The organism is Acrocarpospora catenulata, from assembly GCF_018476525.1.
In the GTDB taxonomy this organism is placed as follows: domain Bacteria; phylum Actinomycetota; class Actinomycetes; order Streptosporangiales; family Streptosporangiaceae; genus Acrocarpospora; species Acrocarpospora catenulata.
Genome location: NZ_JAHCST010000026.1, coordinates 1 through 13,694 on the forward strand (window position 1 = coordinate 1; position 13,694 = coordinate 13,694).

At 69.2% G+C, this 13,694-nt stretch carries 14 protein-coding genes and 1 rRNA gene; 9 read left to right on the forward strand and 6 right to left on the reverse strand.

The genetic code is table 11. The features are described 5' to 3' along the window. Positions 1-116 (forward strand): 5S ribosomal RNA (gene rrf, locus KIP79_RS24830). 434 nt (positions 117-550) lie between these two features. Then, on the forward strand, positions 551-853 hold the full coding sequence (locus KIP79_RS49620; RefSeq protein WP_214107317.1) for a mycothiol transferase: 303 nt from the start codon (positions 551-553) through the stop codon (positions 851-853). A 466-nt stretch (positions 854-1,319) separates the two neighbouring features. On the opposite strand, the gene KIP79_RS24840 is transcribed toward KIP79_RS49620, so the two are convergent. Together KIP79_RS24840 and KIP79_RS24845 are read right to left on the reverse strand one after the other, a co-directional pair. Next, complete coding sequence (locus tag KIP79_RS24840; protein ID WP_214107318.1) at positions 1,320-2,216, reverse strand: RNA polymerase sigma-70 factor; 897 nt, start codon at positions 2,214-2,216, stop codon at positions 1,320-1,322. 6 nt (positions 2,217-2,222) lie between these two features. Then, positions 2,223-3,167 carry an NAD-dependent epimerase/dehydratase family protein gene (locus tag KIP79_RS24845; RefSeq protein ID WP_214107319.1) on the reverse strand — a complete coding sequence of 315 codons (945 nt, stop codon included), beginning with the start codon at positions 3,165-3,167 and terminating at the stop codon, positions 2,223-2,225. A 169-nt stretch (positions 3,168-3,336) separates the two neighbouring features. Between KIP79_RS24845 and KIP79_RS24850 the strand changes: the two genes are divergently transcribed. Beyond that, a complete protein-coding gene (locus KIP79_RS24850) occupies positions 3,337-3,774 on the forward strand; it encodes a MerR family transcriptional regulator (RefSeq protein WP_214107320.1) in 438 nt (145 codons plus the stop codon). Here the strand turns inward: KIP79_RS24850 and KIP79_RS24855 are convergent. After that, on the reverse strand, positions 3,720-4,400 hold the full coding sequence (locus KIP79_RS24855) for a winged helix-turn-helix transcriptional regulator (protein WP_214107321.1): 681 nt from the start codon (positions 4,398-4,400) through the stop codon (positions 3,720-3,722). The two genes, KIP79_RS24850 and KIP79_RS24855, sit on opposite strands and share 55 nt — an antisense overlap. Before the next feature lie 133 nt (positions 4,401-4,533). Here KIP79_RS24855 and KIP79_RS24860 point away from each other — a divergent pair, with 133 nt between their 5' ends. After that, positions 4,534-5,541: a class I SAM-dependent methyltransferase gene (locus KIP79_RS24860; RefSeq protein WP_214107322.1), complete on the forward strand. Its 1,008-nt coding sequence runs from the start codon at positions 4,534-4,536 to the stop codon at positions 5,539-5,541. A gap of 320 nt (positions 5,542-5,861) precedes the next feature. On the opposite strand, the gene KIP79_RS24865 is transcribed toward KIP79_RS24860, so the two are convergent. Next, positions 5,862-7,349: a hypothetical protein gene (locus KIP79_RS24865; protein WP_214107323.1), complete on the reverse strand. Its 1,488-nt coding sequence runs from the start codon at positions 7,347-7,349 to the stop codon at positions 5,862-5,864. Here KIP79_RS24865 and KIP79_RS24870 point away from each other — a divergent pair. Continuing rightward, positions 7,338-8,408: a tetratricopeptide repeat protein gene (locus KIP79_RS24870; protein WP_214107324.1), complete on the forward strand. Its 1,071-nt coding sequence runs from the start codon at positions 7,338-7,340 to the stop codon at positions 8,406-8,408. The genes KIP79_RS24865 and KIP79_RS24870 overlap by 12 nt on opposite strands. A gap of 118 nt (positions 8,409-8,526) precedes the next feature. On the opposite strand, the gene KIP79_RS24875 is transcribed toward KIP79_RS24870, so the two are convergent. Further along, positions 8,527-8,994, reverse strand: a complete 468-nt coding sequence (locus KIP79_RS24875) for a MarR family winged helix-turn-helix transcriptional regulator (protein WP_308169872.1) — start codon at positions 8,992-8,994, stop codon at positions 8,527-8,529. A 253-nt stretch (positions 8,995-9,247) separates the two neighbouring features. Between KIP79_RS24875 and KIP79_RS49625 the strand changes: the two genes are divergently transcribed. Further along, positions 9,248-10,546, forward strand: a complete 1,299-nt coding sequence (locus tag KIP79_RS49625; protein WP_214107325.1) for an extracellular catalytic domain type 1 short-chain-length polyhydroxyalkanoate depolymerase — start codon at positions 9,248-9,250, stop codon at positions 10,544-10,546. Positions 10,547-10,621: 75 nt separating this feature from the next. On the opposite strand, the gene KIP79_RS24885 is transcribed toward KIP79_RS49625, so the two are convergent. Beyond that, positions 10,622-11,455, reverse strand: a complete 834-nt coding sequence (locus KIP79_RS24885) for a PaaX family transcriptional regulator (RefSeq protein WP_308169873.1) — start codon at positions 11,453-11,455, stop codon at positions 10,622-10,624. 84 nt (positions 11,456-11,539) lie between these two features. Here KIP79_RS24885 and KIP79_RS49630 point away from each other — a divergent pair, with 84 nt between their 5' ends. From KIP79_RS49630 to KIP79_RS24895, 3 genes are all read left to right on the forward strand, one after another. Continuing rightward, positions 11,540-11,884, forward strand: a complete 345-nt coding sequence (locus KIP79_RS49630; protein WP_308169874.1) for an amidohydrolase family protein — start codon at positions 11,540-11,542, stop codon at positions 11,882-11,884. After that, positions 11,833-12,201, forward strand: a complete 369-nt coding sequence (locus KIP79_RS49635; protein ID WP_308169875.1) for an amidohydrolase family protein — start codon at positions 11,833-11,835, stop codon at positions 12,199-12,201. Before KIP79_RS49630 ends, KIP79_RS49635 begins: the two co-directional genes overlap by 52 nt. A gap of 145 nt (positions 12,202-12,346) precedes the next feature. Further along, on the forward strand, positions 12,347-13,687 hold the full coding sequence (locus tag KIP79_RS24895; RefSeq protein ID WP_250213779.1) for an MFS transporter: 1,341 nt from the start codon (positions 12,347-12,349) through the stop codon (positions 13,685-13,687). Positions 13,688-13,694 lie beyond the last annotated feature (7 nt).

Genomic DNA, 13,694 nt, shown 5'->3' on the forward strand with positions numbered 1-13,694 from the left:
TCGGTGGTTATAGCGGTGGGGAAACACCCGGTCTCATTCCGAACCCGGAAGTTAAGCCCTCCAGCGCCGATGGTACTGCACCGGGGACGGTGTGGGAGAGTAGGACGCCGCCGGACAATCTTTCGAAAGGCCCTGGTCGTTTGACCAGGGCCTTTCGCATTTCCGGGGTGTGGTTTCGTTTGTGCTGGTTGCGGTGGGGGTCCCGCCCGCTCTCCCTTTTTGACCTCCCGGTCGGGGTCCGGCTTACGCCGGCGGCGGGCCTCCGGCGGGTTCGGCTTGCGCCGGCGCTGGTTACGGTCAGGGTTGGGCTTGTGTCGGCGGCGGGCTCCGGCCGGGTTCGGCTCGCGCCGGGGCTCGGCTCCATCTCGGAGTGGCTCGTGCCCGGCTTGCCTTCGCCCGTCAGAAGGTCGCCGAGATCGTCCAGATCGGTACGGCACTCAGTGGTGACGTCCACGCCGCACCGCCGCCCGCGGACTCCTCCCGGGATTTCCGGGCGTCAGCTTGACCGCGGCTGGGAGTCGGTAGGAGCTGGGCGGGGGTGTTTCGTTTTGTGCTGGTTGCCACTGGAGGTCCCACCCGCCCTCCCTTTGGACCTCCCCGCCCGGCGAGTCCCGCGAGGAGATCGTCGCCCTTTACCGCCCGCGCCGGGGCCCATTCGGACGCCACGATCGAGGAGCTGACTCTGGACGCGACCGGTCAGGTCGCCTGGTGGCCGGCCGACCGCAACCCCGTCTCCCTGCACCGGGTCCTCATTCACGTGATTGCCGGGACCAACCGCCACGCCGGTCACGCCGACATCGTCCGCGAGTTGATCGACGGGGTCTGGCTTGCGCCGGGACTGAGCCGGGATTGAGCTGGTCGGGCCCGGTTAATGGCAGTGCAGGGGCTTCGAGCGGTGGGTCCGGCTTACGCCGGCGGCGGGGCTCCGTTTGAGTCCGGCTTGCGCCGGGATTGGGCTGATCCGGCCGGTTTATGCCAGTGCCGGGCTTCGACCGGTTCGGGCTTGTGCCGGGGTTGTGGTTTCGAGGGATTGGCAGAAGCGAAGTACGGCGAGTAACGCTGCGGGTGGGCGGGCGGGTACGGAGGCCGACGTAAGACCGTGCCAGAGACCACCGCGCCCGCGATGGCCGCGGATGCGGCTAGCGAGAGGCCGGCTATCACGGTCGGCCGGAGTGCCCGCCCGCCCACCCGCTACGGACATCAGCCACCACGTGGAAGCAGTCCTCGAGGTCCGGCCTTCGACACCACGTTGAAGCAGTCCTCATCGGCCCGGCCTTGTGGAAGTAGTCCCGGAGGTCGGTAGGGGTGGGTCACACAAGTCAGGGTTGGGCTCGCGAGACTTCGACGACCCGGTCGACGTGGCGCAGCTTGTCGGGATTGGCAATGGAGTGGATCGTCTGGATACGGCCGTCGGCGATGCCAAGGCCCATGACCCCGACCAGCCGGTCCTGTGCGTCGAGTGCCACAAGACCGGGCTGGCCGTTGACCGAGGCGACCTGGAAACGTACGCCCCGACGCGCCAAAGCGGCAATCCCGGCCGACAAGGTCCGTGCCACACGCTCCCGGCCGTCGACCGGCCGCGTCAGCGCCGGCACCTTGCCGCCGCCGTCAACGTGCAGCGAAACATCCTGCGCCAGCAGCGCCTCCAAAGCTCGCAGATCACCCTGCCCGGCGGCGGCGAAGAAGCGCTGAGCCAATTCTTCTCGCTGCCGCCGAGAGGCGTGGTAGCGCGGCCGCCGCTCCCGGACGTGGTGGCGAGCCCGTGCCACCAGGTGCCGCGTGCTGTCCACATCGCTTCCAATGAACTCGGCGACCTCGTCATACGGATACTCGAACACCTCCCGCAGCAGAAACGCGGCCCGCTGCCGCGGCGACAGGCTCTCCAGCAACACCAGAAACGCCAGCGACAGCGAGTCGGCGGTCTCAGCATGCTCGGCCGGTGACGGCCCGGCGACCAGCGGTTCCGGCAGCCACTCACCGACATACTGCTCCCGCCGGACCCGCGCCGAGCGAAGCTGGTCGATGGCCAGCCGGGTGACCAGCGTGGCAATGTACGCCCGCGGCGAGCTGATCCGCTCATCACGCCGCAGGGTCTGATGCATCCGCAGAAACGCTTCCTGCACCACGTCCTCGGCTTCGCTGACGCTGCCGAGCATCCGGTAGGCGATAGCGAACGCCCGAGGCCGCAGCTCGCCGTACAAATCGGCGGCAGACATACCGAGCTATCCCAATCCCTCGATGAAACCCGTACGCCAGGTCGGGTACCGCGGCACCCAGCCCAGATCGCGTTTGATCTTCTCGCTGGAGATCCCACGGGCCTGCGTCATCAGGTTCACCGGCCCTTTGCCAACCAGCAGACGTACGAGCCAGGCGGGTACGCGGCGCGGTGGTTTGGCTCCGAGCACACGGGCCAGTTCCGGCAGCCAGTCGCGCACCGCCGCCGGCTCGTCATCGCCGACGTGGTAGATCCCGGGTTTGCCGCGTTCGATGGCAGCGACCGTGGCCGACGCGGCATCGGCGATGTGGACCATCGACCACACCCCACCACCATCGCCGACGACCGGGATCTTTCGCTTGCGGATCTGGGTGACCATGACGGCGTCCGGCTCAGCGCTGATGTGGGTCCCCGGGCCATAGAAGCCACCGTAGCGAAGCGCGATCCCGTCGGCCCAGCCGATACCGGTCACCGCCTCCTCCAGGTGACGCAGCGCGGCCACCGCCTCGGCGGCGTCCGGAGGAGGGTTCGGCTCGATCCGGCCGTTCTCGTCGGCGATCGGCCCGCCGGCGCGCTCCATCCAGAGCGAGTTGCTCTGGGCCACGAACTTGCCGACGCCGACGGCGCGCGCGGCGGCCAGCAGATGGTCGGTGCCTTCGGTGCGCAGCCGGTTGGTGTCGGCCGCCATCCGCTTCATGTGCCGAAAGTCTGTCGGCCCGCTCAGCGCGGTGAGCTGATGAACGATCACCTCGGGCTCGGCCCTGGCCACCACGTCGGCCACCGAGTCGGGGTCGAGCGCGTCGACGATCACCGGCTCGGCGCCGAGCGCCCGCAGCACACCGGTCTTGGCAGCCGAGCGGGTCGTACCGACCACCTGATGGCCGCGCGCCACGAGCTGGGGAACGAGCTGGCTGCCGATCGCGCCGGACGCTCCGGCGATGAAGATTCTCATGACGTCTCCGTTCGTTGTGCTCCAACAGGAGACGAGACACCCCCGCAGCCCATGAACGGCAGTAACGCAGATCACAGCCAGGCCTGACGACGCACTCGAAGCAAAGCCAGCCGACATGCGCACTAATCTGAGCCAAAACGTCCAGCCGAGGTTTCCACCGGGAGGTGCGATGCGGATCGGGGAGTTGGCATCGCGGGCCGGGGTGAGTGTCCGATCCCTGCGGTACTACGAGGAGCAGGGCCTGCTCACCAGCACACGCAGCCCCAGCGGCCAGCGTCACTACACCGACAACGAGCTCGAGCGGGTGGCCTTCATCCAGCGCCTGTACGCCGCGGGCCTCTCCAGCCGGATGATCGTCGAACTGCTCCCATGCGTCGAATCGCCCAGCGAGCAGAACTCCGACGAGGCGTTCGAGCGGCTGCTCCAGGAACGGGACCGGATCAGCCGGCACATCGAAGACCTCTCCCAGGCCCGCGACGCCCTCGACCGCCTCATCGACGTCAACCGCACACACCGCGATCAGCTGACCTCTGCGCGGCGAAGAAGTCGAGATCAGCCCGAGTGGACAGGAAGCGGACGCGGTGTCCCGGCGAATTTGCTCAGCTGAAGCCAGGTAGGCAGACCTCGGTGGGCGGCGGGAGTGGCGGCGACCTGGAGGACACCGGAGTTCTGGGCCTGAGTCCAGCCGATGTCCCCACGCCAGATTTCGGTAAGGGTACGAAGCGTCGTGTCGAGAGTGGCAGCGATCTCGTAACCCGGGTCGAAGTCACAGATCTCGGTACCGTCGCGGGTCATGACCAGCCACCAGTATCGCGTCGCCGGCGGCGCGTCACGGAAGATCAGATGGAGCACGGTCCGCCCAGGAGGCAGCGCGGTAATGTTGACACTGCGGTGAATATCCCAGACGAGGAGATGCGGATCCAGGTCCGGATCGCCCAGGGCGGGAACCCACCGCGTGCCCCAGGCGCCGAGCGCCTCGATGATCGGGGCCAGCTCCTTGCCCGCAGGGGTGAGCGTGTACCGCTTGTCGGGAGTGCGTTCGGCCACCCCGGCGCGTACCAGTTCACGGAGACGCTGGCTGAGCAGGGTGGGGGACATCTTGGGAACCCCGCGGCGAATTTCATTGAAGTGCTGGCTCCCGGCCAGCAGTTCGCGAAGGACCAGCAACATCCAGCGCTGGTCGAGGAGCTCGGCCGCCTTGGCCACCGGGCAGAACTGGCCATATACCGTCACTCTCCGAAAGATAGGACGGGCGACGACCACGGGCCAGTCCAGAATCTGTACCACTTGCGCTTCAGATCTCGCACTATCGGCCGTCCGCTCGCCCGGGCGAGCGTCGGGGGCAAGAGAAAAGGGAGCGAGAGCAATGACCACTGTTCAGGACCAGGCGTCCACCCTGCTGGCCCAGCTTGCCGGATATGCCGGGCACCGCACCATCGCCATCGGCATCCGCCAGGGCCTCATCGCGGCCCTCGCGGAGATCCCGAGCGGCCTCACCACCGAGAAGCTGGCCGAGCGGCTCGGCATGGACCCGTACTACGTGGCCACCTGGTGCCAGGCCGCGTACGCCGCCAAGGTCTGCGACCGTTACGCCGACACGTACTGGCTGGAGCCGTACATGGCCACCCTGCTGCTCGACACCACCAGCCCCGCCTACGTCGGCGGCGTCTTCACGGTCATGGAGCAGGACGAGATGTTCGGCCGCTTTGAGCGGGTGCTCCGCACGGGGGAACGCCTCTGGTGGGACGGCTGCCGCCCGGAGTTCATCGACGGCGTCGCCGGCACCGGCACCCCCTTCTACACACGCCTCATCCCCGGCGGACTCGACCAGATCCCGGGCCTGGCCGAGCGCCTCGCCGCCGGCTGCCGCGTACTGGAGACGGCCTGCGGCTCCGGTCGCGGTCTGGTACGGCTCGCGCGGGCGTACCCGGAATGCCGCCTCACCGGCGTGGACGGTGACGCGCACTCGATCGAGAGCGCGGCTGCGCTGCTGGACGCGCAGGGCGTGCGGGCCGAGCTGATCACCAGCTCGCTGGAGACGATGGAGCCCGGGGACGGGTACACCATGGTGCTCAACAACATCTCCATGCACGAATGCCGCGACATCGACGAGGTCGCCCGGCGCAGCCTGGCGGCCCTCGAACCCGGCGGGTGGATGGTGATCTCCGACTTCCCGTTCCCCGCGGCTGACGAGGGGCTCCGCGAGGTGCCGGGGCGGATCATGTCGGGGATCCAGTTCTTCGAGGCGCAGATCGGGGACCAGTTGCTGCCCCGGGAGGCGTACGACGAACTGCTGGAGCGACACGGGTTCACCGAGTTGGGGTGGTTCCGCATCACGCCCATGCATGCCGTCACCTACGGCCGTAAGCCGTGACAGGGGCTCGCACAGTGGCGGTGAGTTGCTAGGCTGGACGAAGCCGGGCCACCCCAGTAGCCAGCTAGGGAGAGGGTGGCCTTCGTCGCGTCGGAGCTAGGACGCGAGCCGAGATACCGCCCGAAACCGCGCAGCCGCCTCCGAAACGGGACGCCGAGCCGTACGCGGTGAGCGAGCAACAGAGGACAGAAGTGAACAGAGAAGACGGGCGTGACGGCGCGGGCCGTGGCGAGGACAACAGCGGCCAGGCCGGGAGCGGCGGGCCGGGAGAGCGCGGCGACAGCCGAGGGGGTTACCGGGACGCGTCCGGTCGGTACGGCTCACGCGACCGCGACGACCGTGGCGCACGCCCGTTCCGGGCCCGCGAAGGCGGCGCCCGTGGCGATGACCGCGGAGGCTTCGGCGGCCGGTACGGCTCGCGCGACCGGGACGACCGCGGCGGCCGCCCGTTCCGCGACGGCGACGGCCCCGGCCGTCCCTTCAACGACCGGGGAGACCGTCCCCGCCGTCCGTTCAACGACCGTGGTGAGCGGTCGTTCGGCGATCGCGGTGACCGGCCGCAGCGCACTTACGGTGATCGGGATTCGTTCCGTGGCGGTCAGTCCGGCTCCCGTGACGATCGTGGCGGGCCTCGTCGTTCCTACGGTGACCGTGGGGACCGGCCTCAGCGTTCGTTCGGCGACGGTGGCGACCGTCCCCGCCGTCCGTTCAACGACCGGGGGGACCGCCCCCAACGCTCGTTCGGCGACGGTGGCGACCGGCCGCAGCGTACCTACGGTGATCGGGATTCGTTCCGTGGTGGCCAGTCGGGCTCCCGTGACGATCGTGGCGGGCCTCGTCGTTCCTACGGTGACCGTGGGGACCGGCCTCAGCGCTCGTTCGGTGACGGCGGCGATCGTCCTCGTCGGTCTTTCGACGACCGTGGTGACCGTGGTGAGCGGTCGTTCGGCGATCGTGGGGACCGGCCGCAGCGCACCTACGGTGATCGGGATTCGTTCCGTGGTGGCCAGTCGGGCTCCCGTGACGATCGCGGTGGGCCTCGTCGTTCCTACGGTGACCGTGGGGATCGGCCTCAGCGTTCGTTCGGTGACGGCGGTGACCGTCCTCGTCGGTCTTTCGACGACCGTGGTGACCGTGGTGAGCGGTCGTTCGGCGATCGTGGGGACCGGCCGCAGCGCACCTACGGTGATCGGGATTCGTTCCGTGGTGGCCAGTCGGGCTCTCGCGATGATCGCGGTGGGCCTCGCCGTTCCTACGGTGACCGTGGGGATCGGCCTCAGCGTTCGTTCGGTGACGGTGGCGACCGTCCCCGTCGGTCCTTCGACGACCGTGGGGACCGGGGTTCCTTCAACGACCGGCGTTCGTACGGGGACCGGGAAGGTTCGCGTGGTGGCGGTTTCGGCGGGCGGTATGGCCAGCGGGAGGACCGCGGCGGCCGTCCTTCCCGGGACGATCGTGGCGAGCGGTCCTTCAACGACCGGCCGCAGCGCCCGTACCGCGACCGGGACGACCGCGGCAGGGACCGCGATGACCGCCCGCGTCACCCCCAGGGGGACCGGCCCCGCCGATCGTTCGAGGAGCGTGGCGACCGTCCCCGGCGTCCGTTCGAGGAGCGTGAGGGGGTTCGGCCGTTCAGCAGGGAAGAGGGCGGCAGCCGTACCCGGTATGGGAAGGAGGAGGCGCCGGCCAAGGAGCGGGAGCAACTGCCGCCGCTGGAGCCGGACATCACCCCCGACGAGCTGGACCGCGAGACCCGCGACGAACTGCGCTCGCTTCCGGGTGACCTCGCCGACCTGGTGGCCAGCCACCTGGTGGCCACCGCACGTGCCCTGGAGCAGGACGAGCCGGAGCGCGCCTACGAACACGCCAAGGTAGCCCGGAGGTTCGCGGCCAGGATCGGCGTCGTACGCGAGGCGGCCGGAATCGCCGCCTACCGGGCGGGGCAGTACGCGGAGGCCCTCGGCGACCTGCGGGCGGCCCGGCGGATGACCGGCTCCGACGAGTATCTCCCGATCATGGCCGACAGCGAGCGTGGCCTCGGACGGCCGGAGCGGGCGCTTGACCTGGTCAAGTCCAAGGAGGCCGAGCGGCTCGACCGGGCCGGGCGCATCGAGCTCGCGATCGTCGAGTCGGGCGCCCGCCGCGACCTCGGCCAGCACGACGCGGCCGTGATCACGCTTCAGCGCATTCCGGAACTCCGCGACCCGCAGCCGAAGCCCTGGTCGGCCCGGCTCGCCTTCGCCTACGCCGACGCCCTGTCGGACGCGGGCCACGAGGCCGCCGCCACCGACTGGTTCGGCCGCGCCATGGCCTTCGACGAAGACGGCCAAACCGACGCCGCCGAACGCTACGCGGAACTCACCGGCGCCCTCATCGAGGACATCGAGGAGGACGAGGACGAGGAGTTCGACTCCCCAGACCTCGACGACCTCCTGGCTTCCAAGAAGCCCGACGAGCCCTCCGAGCTCACCGCCCTCGGCGACGACGACGATGAGGACGACGACGGTGACGAAGATGACGGTGACGAAGATGACGAGGAGGATGACGACGACGATGAGGACGACGAGGACCTCACCGCCTCATCCAAGCCGGACGCCACCGACGAATCACCAACCTCCGCCGGTACGACTCCCGCCTCGGAACACCCCGAATCCGCCGAGTCCTCGGACCTAGAAGGCTCCGACGAGCCTCCCGCGGAGACCGACACCAAGCCGGAGGCGGAGACCAACACCAAGCCGGAGAAGTCGTCCGACTCGGTGGAGAAAACCTCCGACTCCTCCACCACCTTGGGCCCGGCCTTCATCGAGCCCGATTTCGGCGACGCCCCCACCGACACCTCGAAGGGCGGGCGCGGCGAAGCCTCCTAGGAAGGGCCTCCCCGCGATGGACGCCGCCAGGCGGTCCGCATCGCGATAAGAACCGCGGAAGAGCCGCGGAAAGAGCACAACCGGGACCACGACGGTGAACGTCGTGGTCCCGCTCTTATCAGTGCGTGCCGAAGCGCAGGGCCCGCGCGCACACGGTCAGCCCGGCCGCCAGCGTCTCGCGGGTCGTGTCGTCGACCCCCGTGAGCATGACCGACTCGATGTCGTCGAGCGACCGGTCGCATTTCCGCAGCACCGATCGTCCCTCGGCGGTGAGCCGGGCGCAGCGCACCCGGCCACCGTCCGGATGGGGGTCGCGGCGGATCAGCCGCCGCCGTTCGAGGTCGAGGATGATGAGGTTCATGGCCTGCGGTGTGACGAAGGCGATGCGGGCCAGCTCCGCCGAGGACACCCCCTCGCGGGTCCGCAGTTCGCTGAGGGCCATGTACTCCGTCGTAGTGACGCCGTGCCGAGCCAGCGCGTCGTCCAGGTGGGCGCGGATGTGGCGTTCCAGCCGGAACACCAGGTAGCTCAGACGCGGTGCGGGTGTCGTCGGCCGGGCGGCCGAAGGGGTGGGGGAGGGGGTCACCCGACGACCATACCGCGCGATCGCGAAATGTAAGTTTCGCCGTCGATATCAAGGTAATTGATAACAAGTAAATTGATACCCAGCGGAAACGTATCCGCTTCCGGCGGACGTGGTCTCACCTGCTCCCGCCCTTCCTTGACGCCTGTGGAAGGCGCTTCTATACCGGCTGACGTAAGGAACCTTAGATCCGGCGGCTCCCTGCCCGGTGCCCCGATCAGTGGAAAACGCCGTAATCCAAGCAGAGGAGAAGCGGATGAAGCGATTAGTCGCGACGCTCACCGGCGTCTGCGTCGCGGTAATGTGCGCCGTCGTGAGCCTGGTATTCACGCCCCCCGCCGTCGCGGCCACCCTGACCGAGGTGACCAACTTCGGCGCCAACCCCGGAAACCTGCGCATGTACGTGTACGTGCCGAACAACGCCCCGCAGAACGCGGCGATCGTCATGGCCCTGCACACCTGCGGAGGTTCGGGCCCCGGCTTCTACTCCTCCACCGAGTTCGCTTCGCTGGCCGACCGGTACGGCTTCATCGTGATCTTCCCGTCGGCGTCGAACAAGAAGTCCAACTGTTTCGACAACTGGTCCGACGCGTCGAAGGTGCGGGGCGGCCAGACCGACCCGGTGTCGCTCATGTCCATGGTGACCTACGCCCAGCAGCAGTACCGCGGTGACCCGAACCGGGTGTTCATGACCGGCGCCTCCTCGGGCGGAATGATGACCAACGCCATGGCCGCTCTCTATCCTGAGGTGGTCAAGGCGGGCGCGGCCTTCATGGGAGTCCCCTTCACCTGCTTCCCCAACGAGGCGGCCTACCAGCCGGGAGGCAACTCCGCCCCGTGTGTGGGCATCTCCGCCCAGCAATGGGGCGACCGGGTGCGTAACGCCAATCCCAGCTACCGCGGACCGTGGCCGCGCATGCAGCTCTGGCACGGCACCAACGACACCGTGGTCGCCTACTCCGAACTGGAGGAGGAGATCAAGCAGTGGACGAACGTGCACGGCCTGAGCCAGACGCCCACGAGTTCGGACACGCCGCAGTCCGGCTGGAACCGCCGCCGCTACACCGACAGTTCTGGCACGGTGCGGGTCGAGGCGTACAGCATCCAGGGGGCGGGCCACACGCTCCCGGCGGGCGGCATGGCCGCCCAGGCCATCCAGTTCTTCGGCCTCACCGGCGGCAACCCCAGCCCCTCCCCGTCCCCGTCCCCGTCTCCCAGCCCCAGCCCGTCGAACCCGCCGGGTACCACGTGCCGGGTCACCTACGTCCCCAACTCCTGGAACAACGGCTTCACGGCCAACATCACAGTCGCGAACACCGGCGCCTCCATCGTCAACGGCTGGACCGTCACCTGGACCTGGGCGGGCAACCAGCAGGTCACCAACGCCTGGAACGCCACCGTCACCCAGTCCGGCAACCAGGTCACCGCGCGCAACCTCTCCTACAACGCTGCCATCCCCGCGGGCGGCCAGACCGACTTCGGGTTCCAGGGCACCTACAGCGGCAGTAACGTCGCCCCGACCCGGTTCACCCTGAACGGCACGGTCTGCGCCTAACTCTCCGGAACCTCGGCCGTGGGTGGCACGGACCCGCGGCCGAGTCCGCCCGGGAAACACCGGCCGACGCCCGGGTCAGACGGTCAGCTGGTCCAGGACGTCGGCGGCCAGCCTGGCGGCCGACGCGTCGTACTCTCCGGCGAGCCTGTGGAAGGTCCGCTCGGCCCGGATCGCCGGCCAGTCCTCGGGCAGGTGCTCGGCCGGCAGGTGGGGATCCTGCCGGACGAGCTGCAGCCAGTCGGTGTGCAGGAACAGCTGCCGCGCGAGGTCGTCCGGCGTGCCGGGCGGTGGCCGGGAGGTGTCCCACTGGGTGAGGAAGGCCTGGTAGCGCCGGGCGATCTGCTCGATGTCGAATGCCTTCCTGACCAGGTCGGCCGCCTCGGTCGGCTGGAACGCCCTGGCGGTCAGCACGGTCACGTGGTCGCCCAGTTCCAGGGAGGCGAGCACGCTGGTGACGTCCTTGACGCCCGGCGCGATCCACAGCCCGCTGTGCAGCAGGCCGAATCCGTTCCAGGTGAGGCGGGAGCGCAGGTCGTGCCGGGTGCCGCGGCGGCTGTCCGGCAGCGAGAACGCGACGAGCGTCCAGGTGCCGTCCCAGTCGCGGTTGACCGCACCGGTCTCCCACACCCGCCGCCGCCCGTCCTCCAGCACCTCCACGGCGCGCGGGGTGAGCCCGAAGTACACCTTCCGTCCCCGCCGATGCCGTTCCAGCAGGTTCCGCTTCACCATGCGGGCGAGCGTCGACCTTACCGCCTCCTCGGAGACGCCGAGGCGCGCGAACACGTCGATGACGCTGCCGGAGTAGATGGCGACGTCGCGGTGGAGCGCGTAGATGCCGAGAAAGCTGAACATCAGGGACTGCGGGCGCACGGACGTGGCCGTCTGCTCCTCTTCGCCGCCGTGGATCACAGCAGCAGGGTAGACGCTCTCGATGTGATGCAGAACTTTGACCGTGGTTACATTAGTGCCATAGATTCGAGCGTGGGAGCCGACATGCCGTCCATGGACGTCGACGAACTGGTCGCGATCGACGTGCACACGCACGCCGAGGTTTCCGCCGCGGGGCACGCCTCGCTCAGTCCCGAACTGCTCGAAGCCTCGGCGGCGTATTTCAAGGAGCACCCGAGGCCGGCCGTTCCCGAGATCGCCGCCTACTACCGGGCGCGGAGGATGGCGGCGGTGGTGTTCACCGTCGACGCCGAGCACGCCACCGGCCACCCGCGCATCTCCAGCGAGGAGATCGCCGAGAGCTGCGCCGCGCACGCGGACGTGCTGATCCCCTTCGGGTGCGTCGATCCGTGCTGGTGGACGACGTCGCCGTGGACTTCCCCGAGCTGAAGATCATCCTGGCCCACCCCTCCTTTCCCTGGCAGGACGAGGCGCTGGCCGTCGCCACGCACAAGCCGCAGGTGCACATCGACCTGTCCGGGTGGTCGCCCAGATACTTCCCGCCGCAGCTCGTCCGGTACGCGAACACGCTCCTGCAGGACAAGGTGCTCTTCGGGTCCGACTACCCGGTCATCACCCCGGACCGCTGGCTCGCCGACTTCGCGGCACTCGACATCAGGCCCGAGGTCCGCGCCAAGATCCTCAAAGGCAACGCCGTACGCCTGCTCGGGCTCGGCGCCCGAATGTTTCCACGGCCCACCACCTAGGCGCGGAAGGAAAGTCCTGGTCAGGAGCCCTGCGAGGACCAGGACACCGGCTCCGGCCACCCCCACTTTGGGCAAACTATTGACGTCCGTTACAAATATGCCTAACCTCCGGGGCGACCACTCGTGCAGGACGAGGAGCCCGGACATGCCGAACCCGCCGGTCAGATCCCCCGCCCAGATCCAGCTCCGCCGCGCGGTGGCCGCCGGCTTCGTGGGAAGCGTCATCGAGTACTACGACTTCCTGCTGTACGCCACCGCCTCGGCCGTGGTGTTCAACAAGGTCTTCTTCTCCGACCTCGACCCGCTCGCGGCGACGGTCGCCAGCTTCGGCACGTTCGCCACGGGCTACCTCGCCAGGCCGTTGGGCGGAGTCGTCTTCGGCCACTTCGGCGACCGGCTCGGACGCAAGCGCATGCTGGTGCTGACCATGGTCCTGATGGGGGCCGCCAGCTTCCTCATCGGCCTGCTTCCCACGTACGGGCAGATCGGCGTCCTCGCCCCCATCGCCTTGGTCGCGCTCCGGATCGTGCAGGGGATCGCGATCGGCGGCGAGTGGGGCGGCGCCGTCCTGCTGGCCGCCGAGCACGCGACCGGCCGGCGCGGTCTGTGGGCGAGCTTCACCAACGCCGGCGCCCCCTTCGGCATGGTCCTGTCCACGGGAGTGCTCACCGGCACGGCCGCCGTCCTGGACGAGTCGGCCTTCCTGAGCTGGGGCTGGCGGGTCCCGTTCCTGATCAGCGTCGTCCTGCTGGCGGTCGGGCTGTTCGTCCGGCTGCGGGTGCGGGAGACCCCGGTGTTCGAGGCCGCCGGGGACCGCCCCGCCCGGACGCCGCTGCTCGAGGTGGTCCGCGACCGCCCGAAGGCCCTGCTGCTCGGGGTGGGCGTCGGACTGTCGGCCTTCGTGGCCCAGGGCACGCTCACCACCTATCTCATCGCCTACGGCGTACGCGCCGGCTTTCCACGGCAGGCCGTACTGAACGGCCTCACCATCTCCTCGGCACTGGCGGTGCTGGGCATCATCGGGTGGTCGGCCCTGTCGGACCGGGTGGGCCGCCGCCCGGTCGTGCTGGCCGGCGCGCTGCTCATGGCCGGGTTCGGCTTCGTCCTGTTCCCGATGGTGAACACCGGCAGCACGGCCGTGCTGACCCTCGCGCTCGTGCTGGGCCAGGCGGTCATCCACCCGTTGATGTACGGCCCGCTCGCGGCGCTGTATCCGGAACTGTTCGCCACCAGGAGCAGGTACACGGGAGCCTCGCTGGGTTACCAGCTCGCCGGTCTCGGCGCGGGTCTGGGGCCGCTGTTCTTCGCCCAGCTGGACGCGGCGTCGGGCGGCGGCGGGACGACCATGATCTCGGTGATCATCGCGGGCTGCTGCCTGCTGACCGTGGTCTGCGTCCTGGCGCTGCGCGAGACCAGCAGCCACGATCTGACCTCGGCCGCACCCGCGGCGGCCTCCGGTCGCGGCGCCGGGACGCCGGCCGCCTGACGGGAGT

Excerpts from the sequence above, each read along its gene's own strand:
- KIP79_RS49625 (WP_214107325.1), top strand. The coding sequence starts at position 9,248 with ATGAAGCGATTAGTCGCGACGCTCACCGGCGTCTGCGTCGCGGTAATG.
- KIP79_RS49630 (WP_308169874.1), top strand. The coding sequence starts at position 11,540 with ATGCCGTCCATGGACGTCGACGAACTGGTCGCGATCGACGTGCACACG.
- KIP79_RS24840 (WP_214107318.1), bottom strand. The coding sequence starts at position 2,216 with ATGTCTGCCGCCGATTTGTACGGCGAGCTGCGGCCTCGGGCGTTCGCT.
- KIP79_RS24860 (WP_214107322.1), top strand. The coding sequence starts at position 4,534 with ATGACCACTGTTCAGGACCAGGCGTCCACCCTGCTGGCCCAGCTTGCC.
- KIP79_RS24895 (WP_250213779.1), top strand. The coding sequence starts at position 12,347 with ATGCCGAACCCGCCGGTCAGATCCCCCGCCCAGATCCAGCTCCGCCGC.
- KIP79_RS24850 (WP_214107320.1), top strand. The coding sequence starts at position 3,337 with ATGCGGATCGGGGAGTTGGCATCGCGGGCCGGGGTGAGTGTCCGATCC.
- KIP79_RS24845 (WP_214107319.1), bottom strand. The coding sequence starts at position 3,167 with ATGAGAATCTTCATCGCCGGAGCGTCCGGCGCGATCGGCAGCCAGCTC.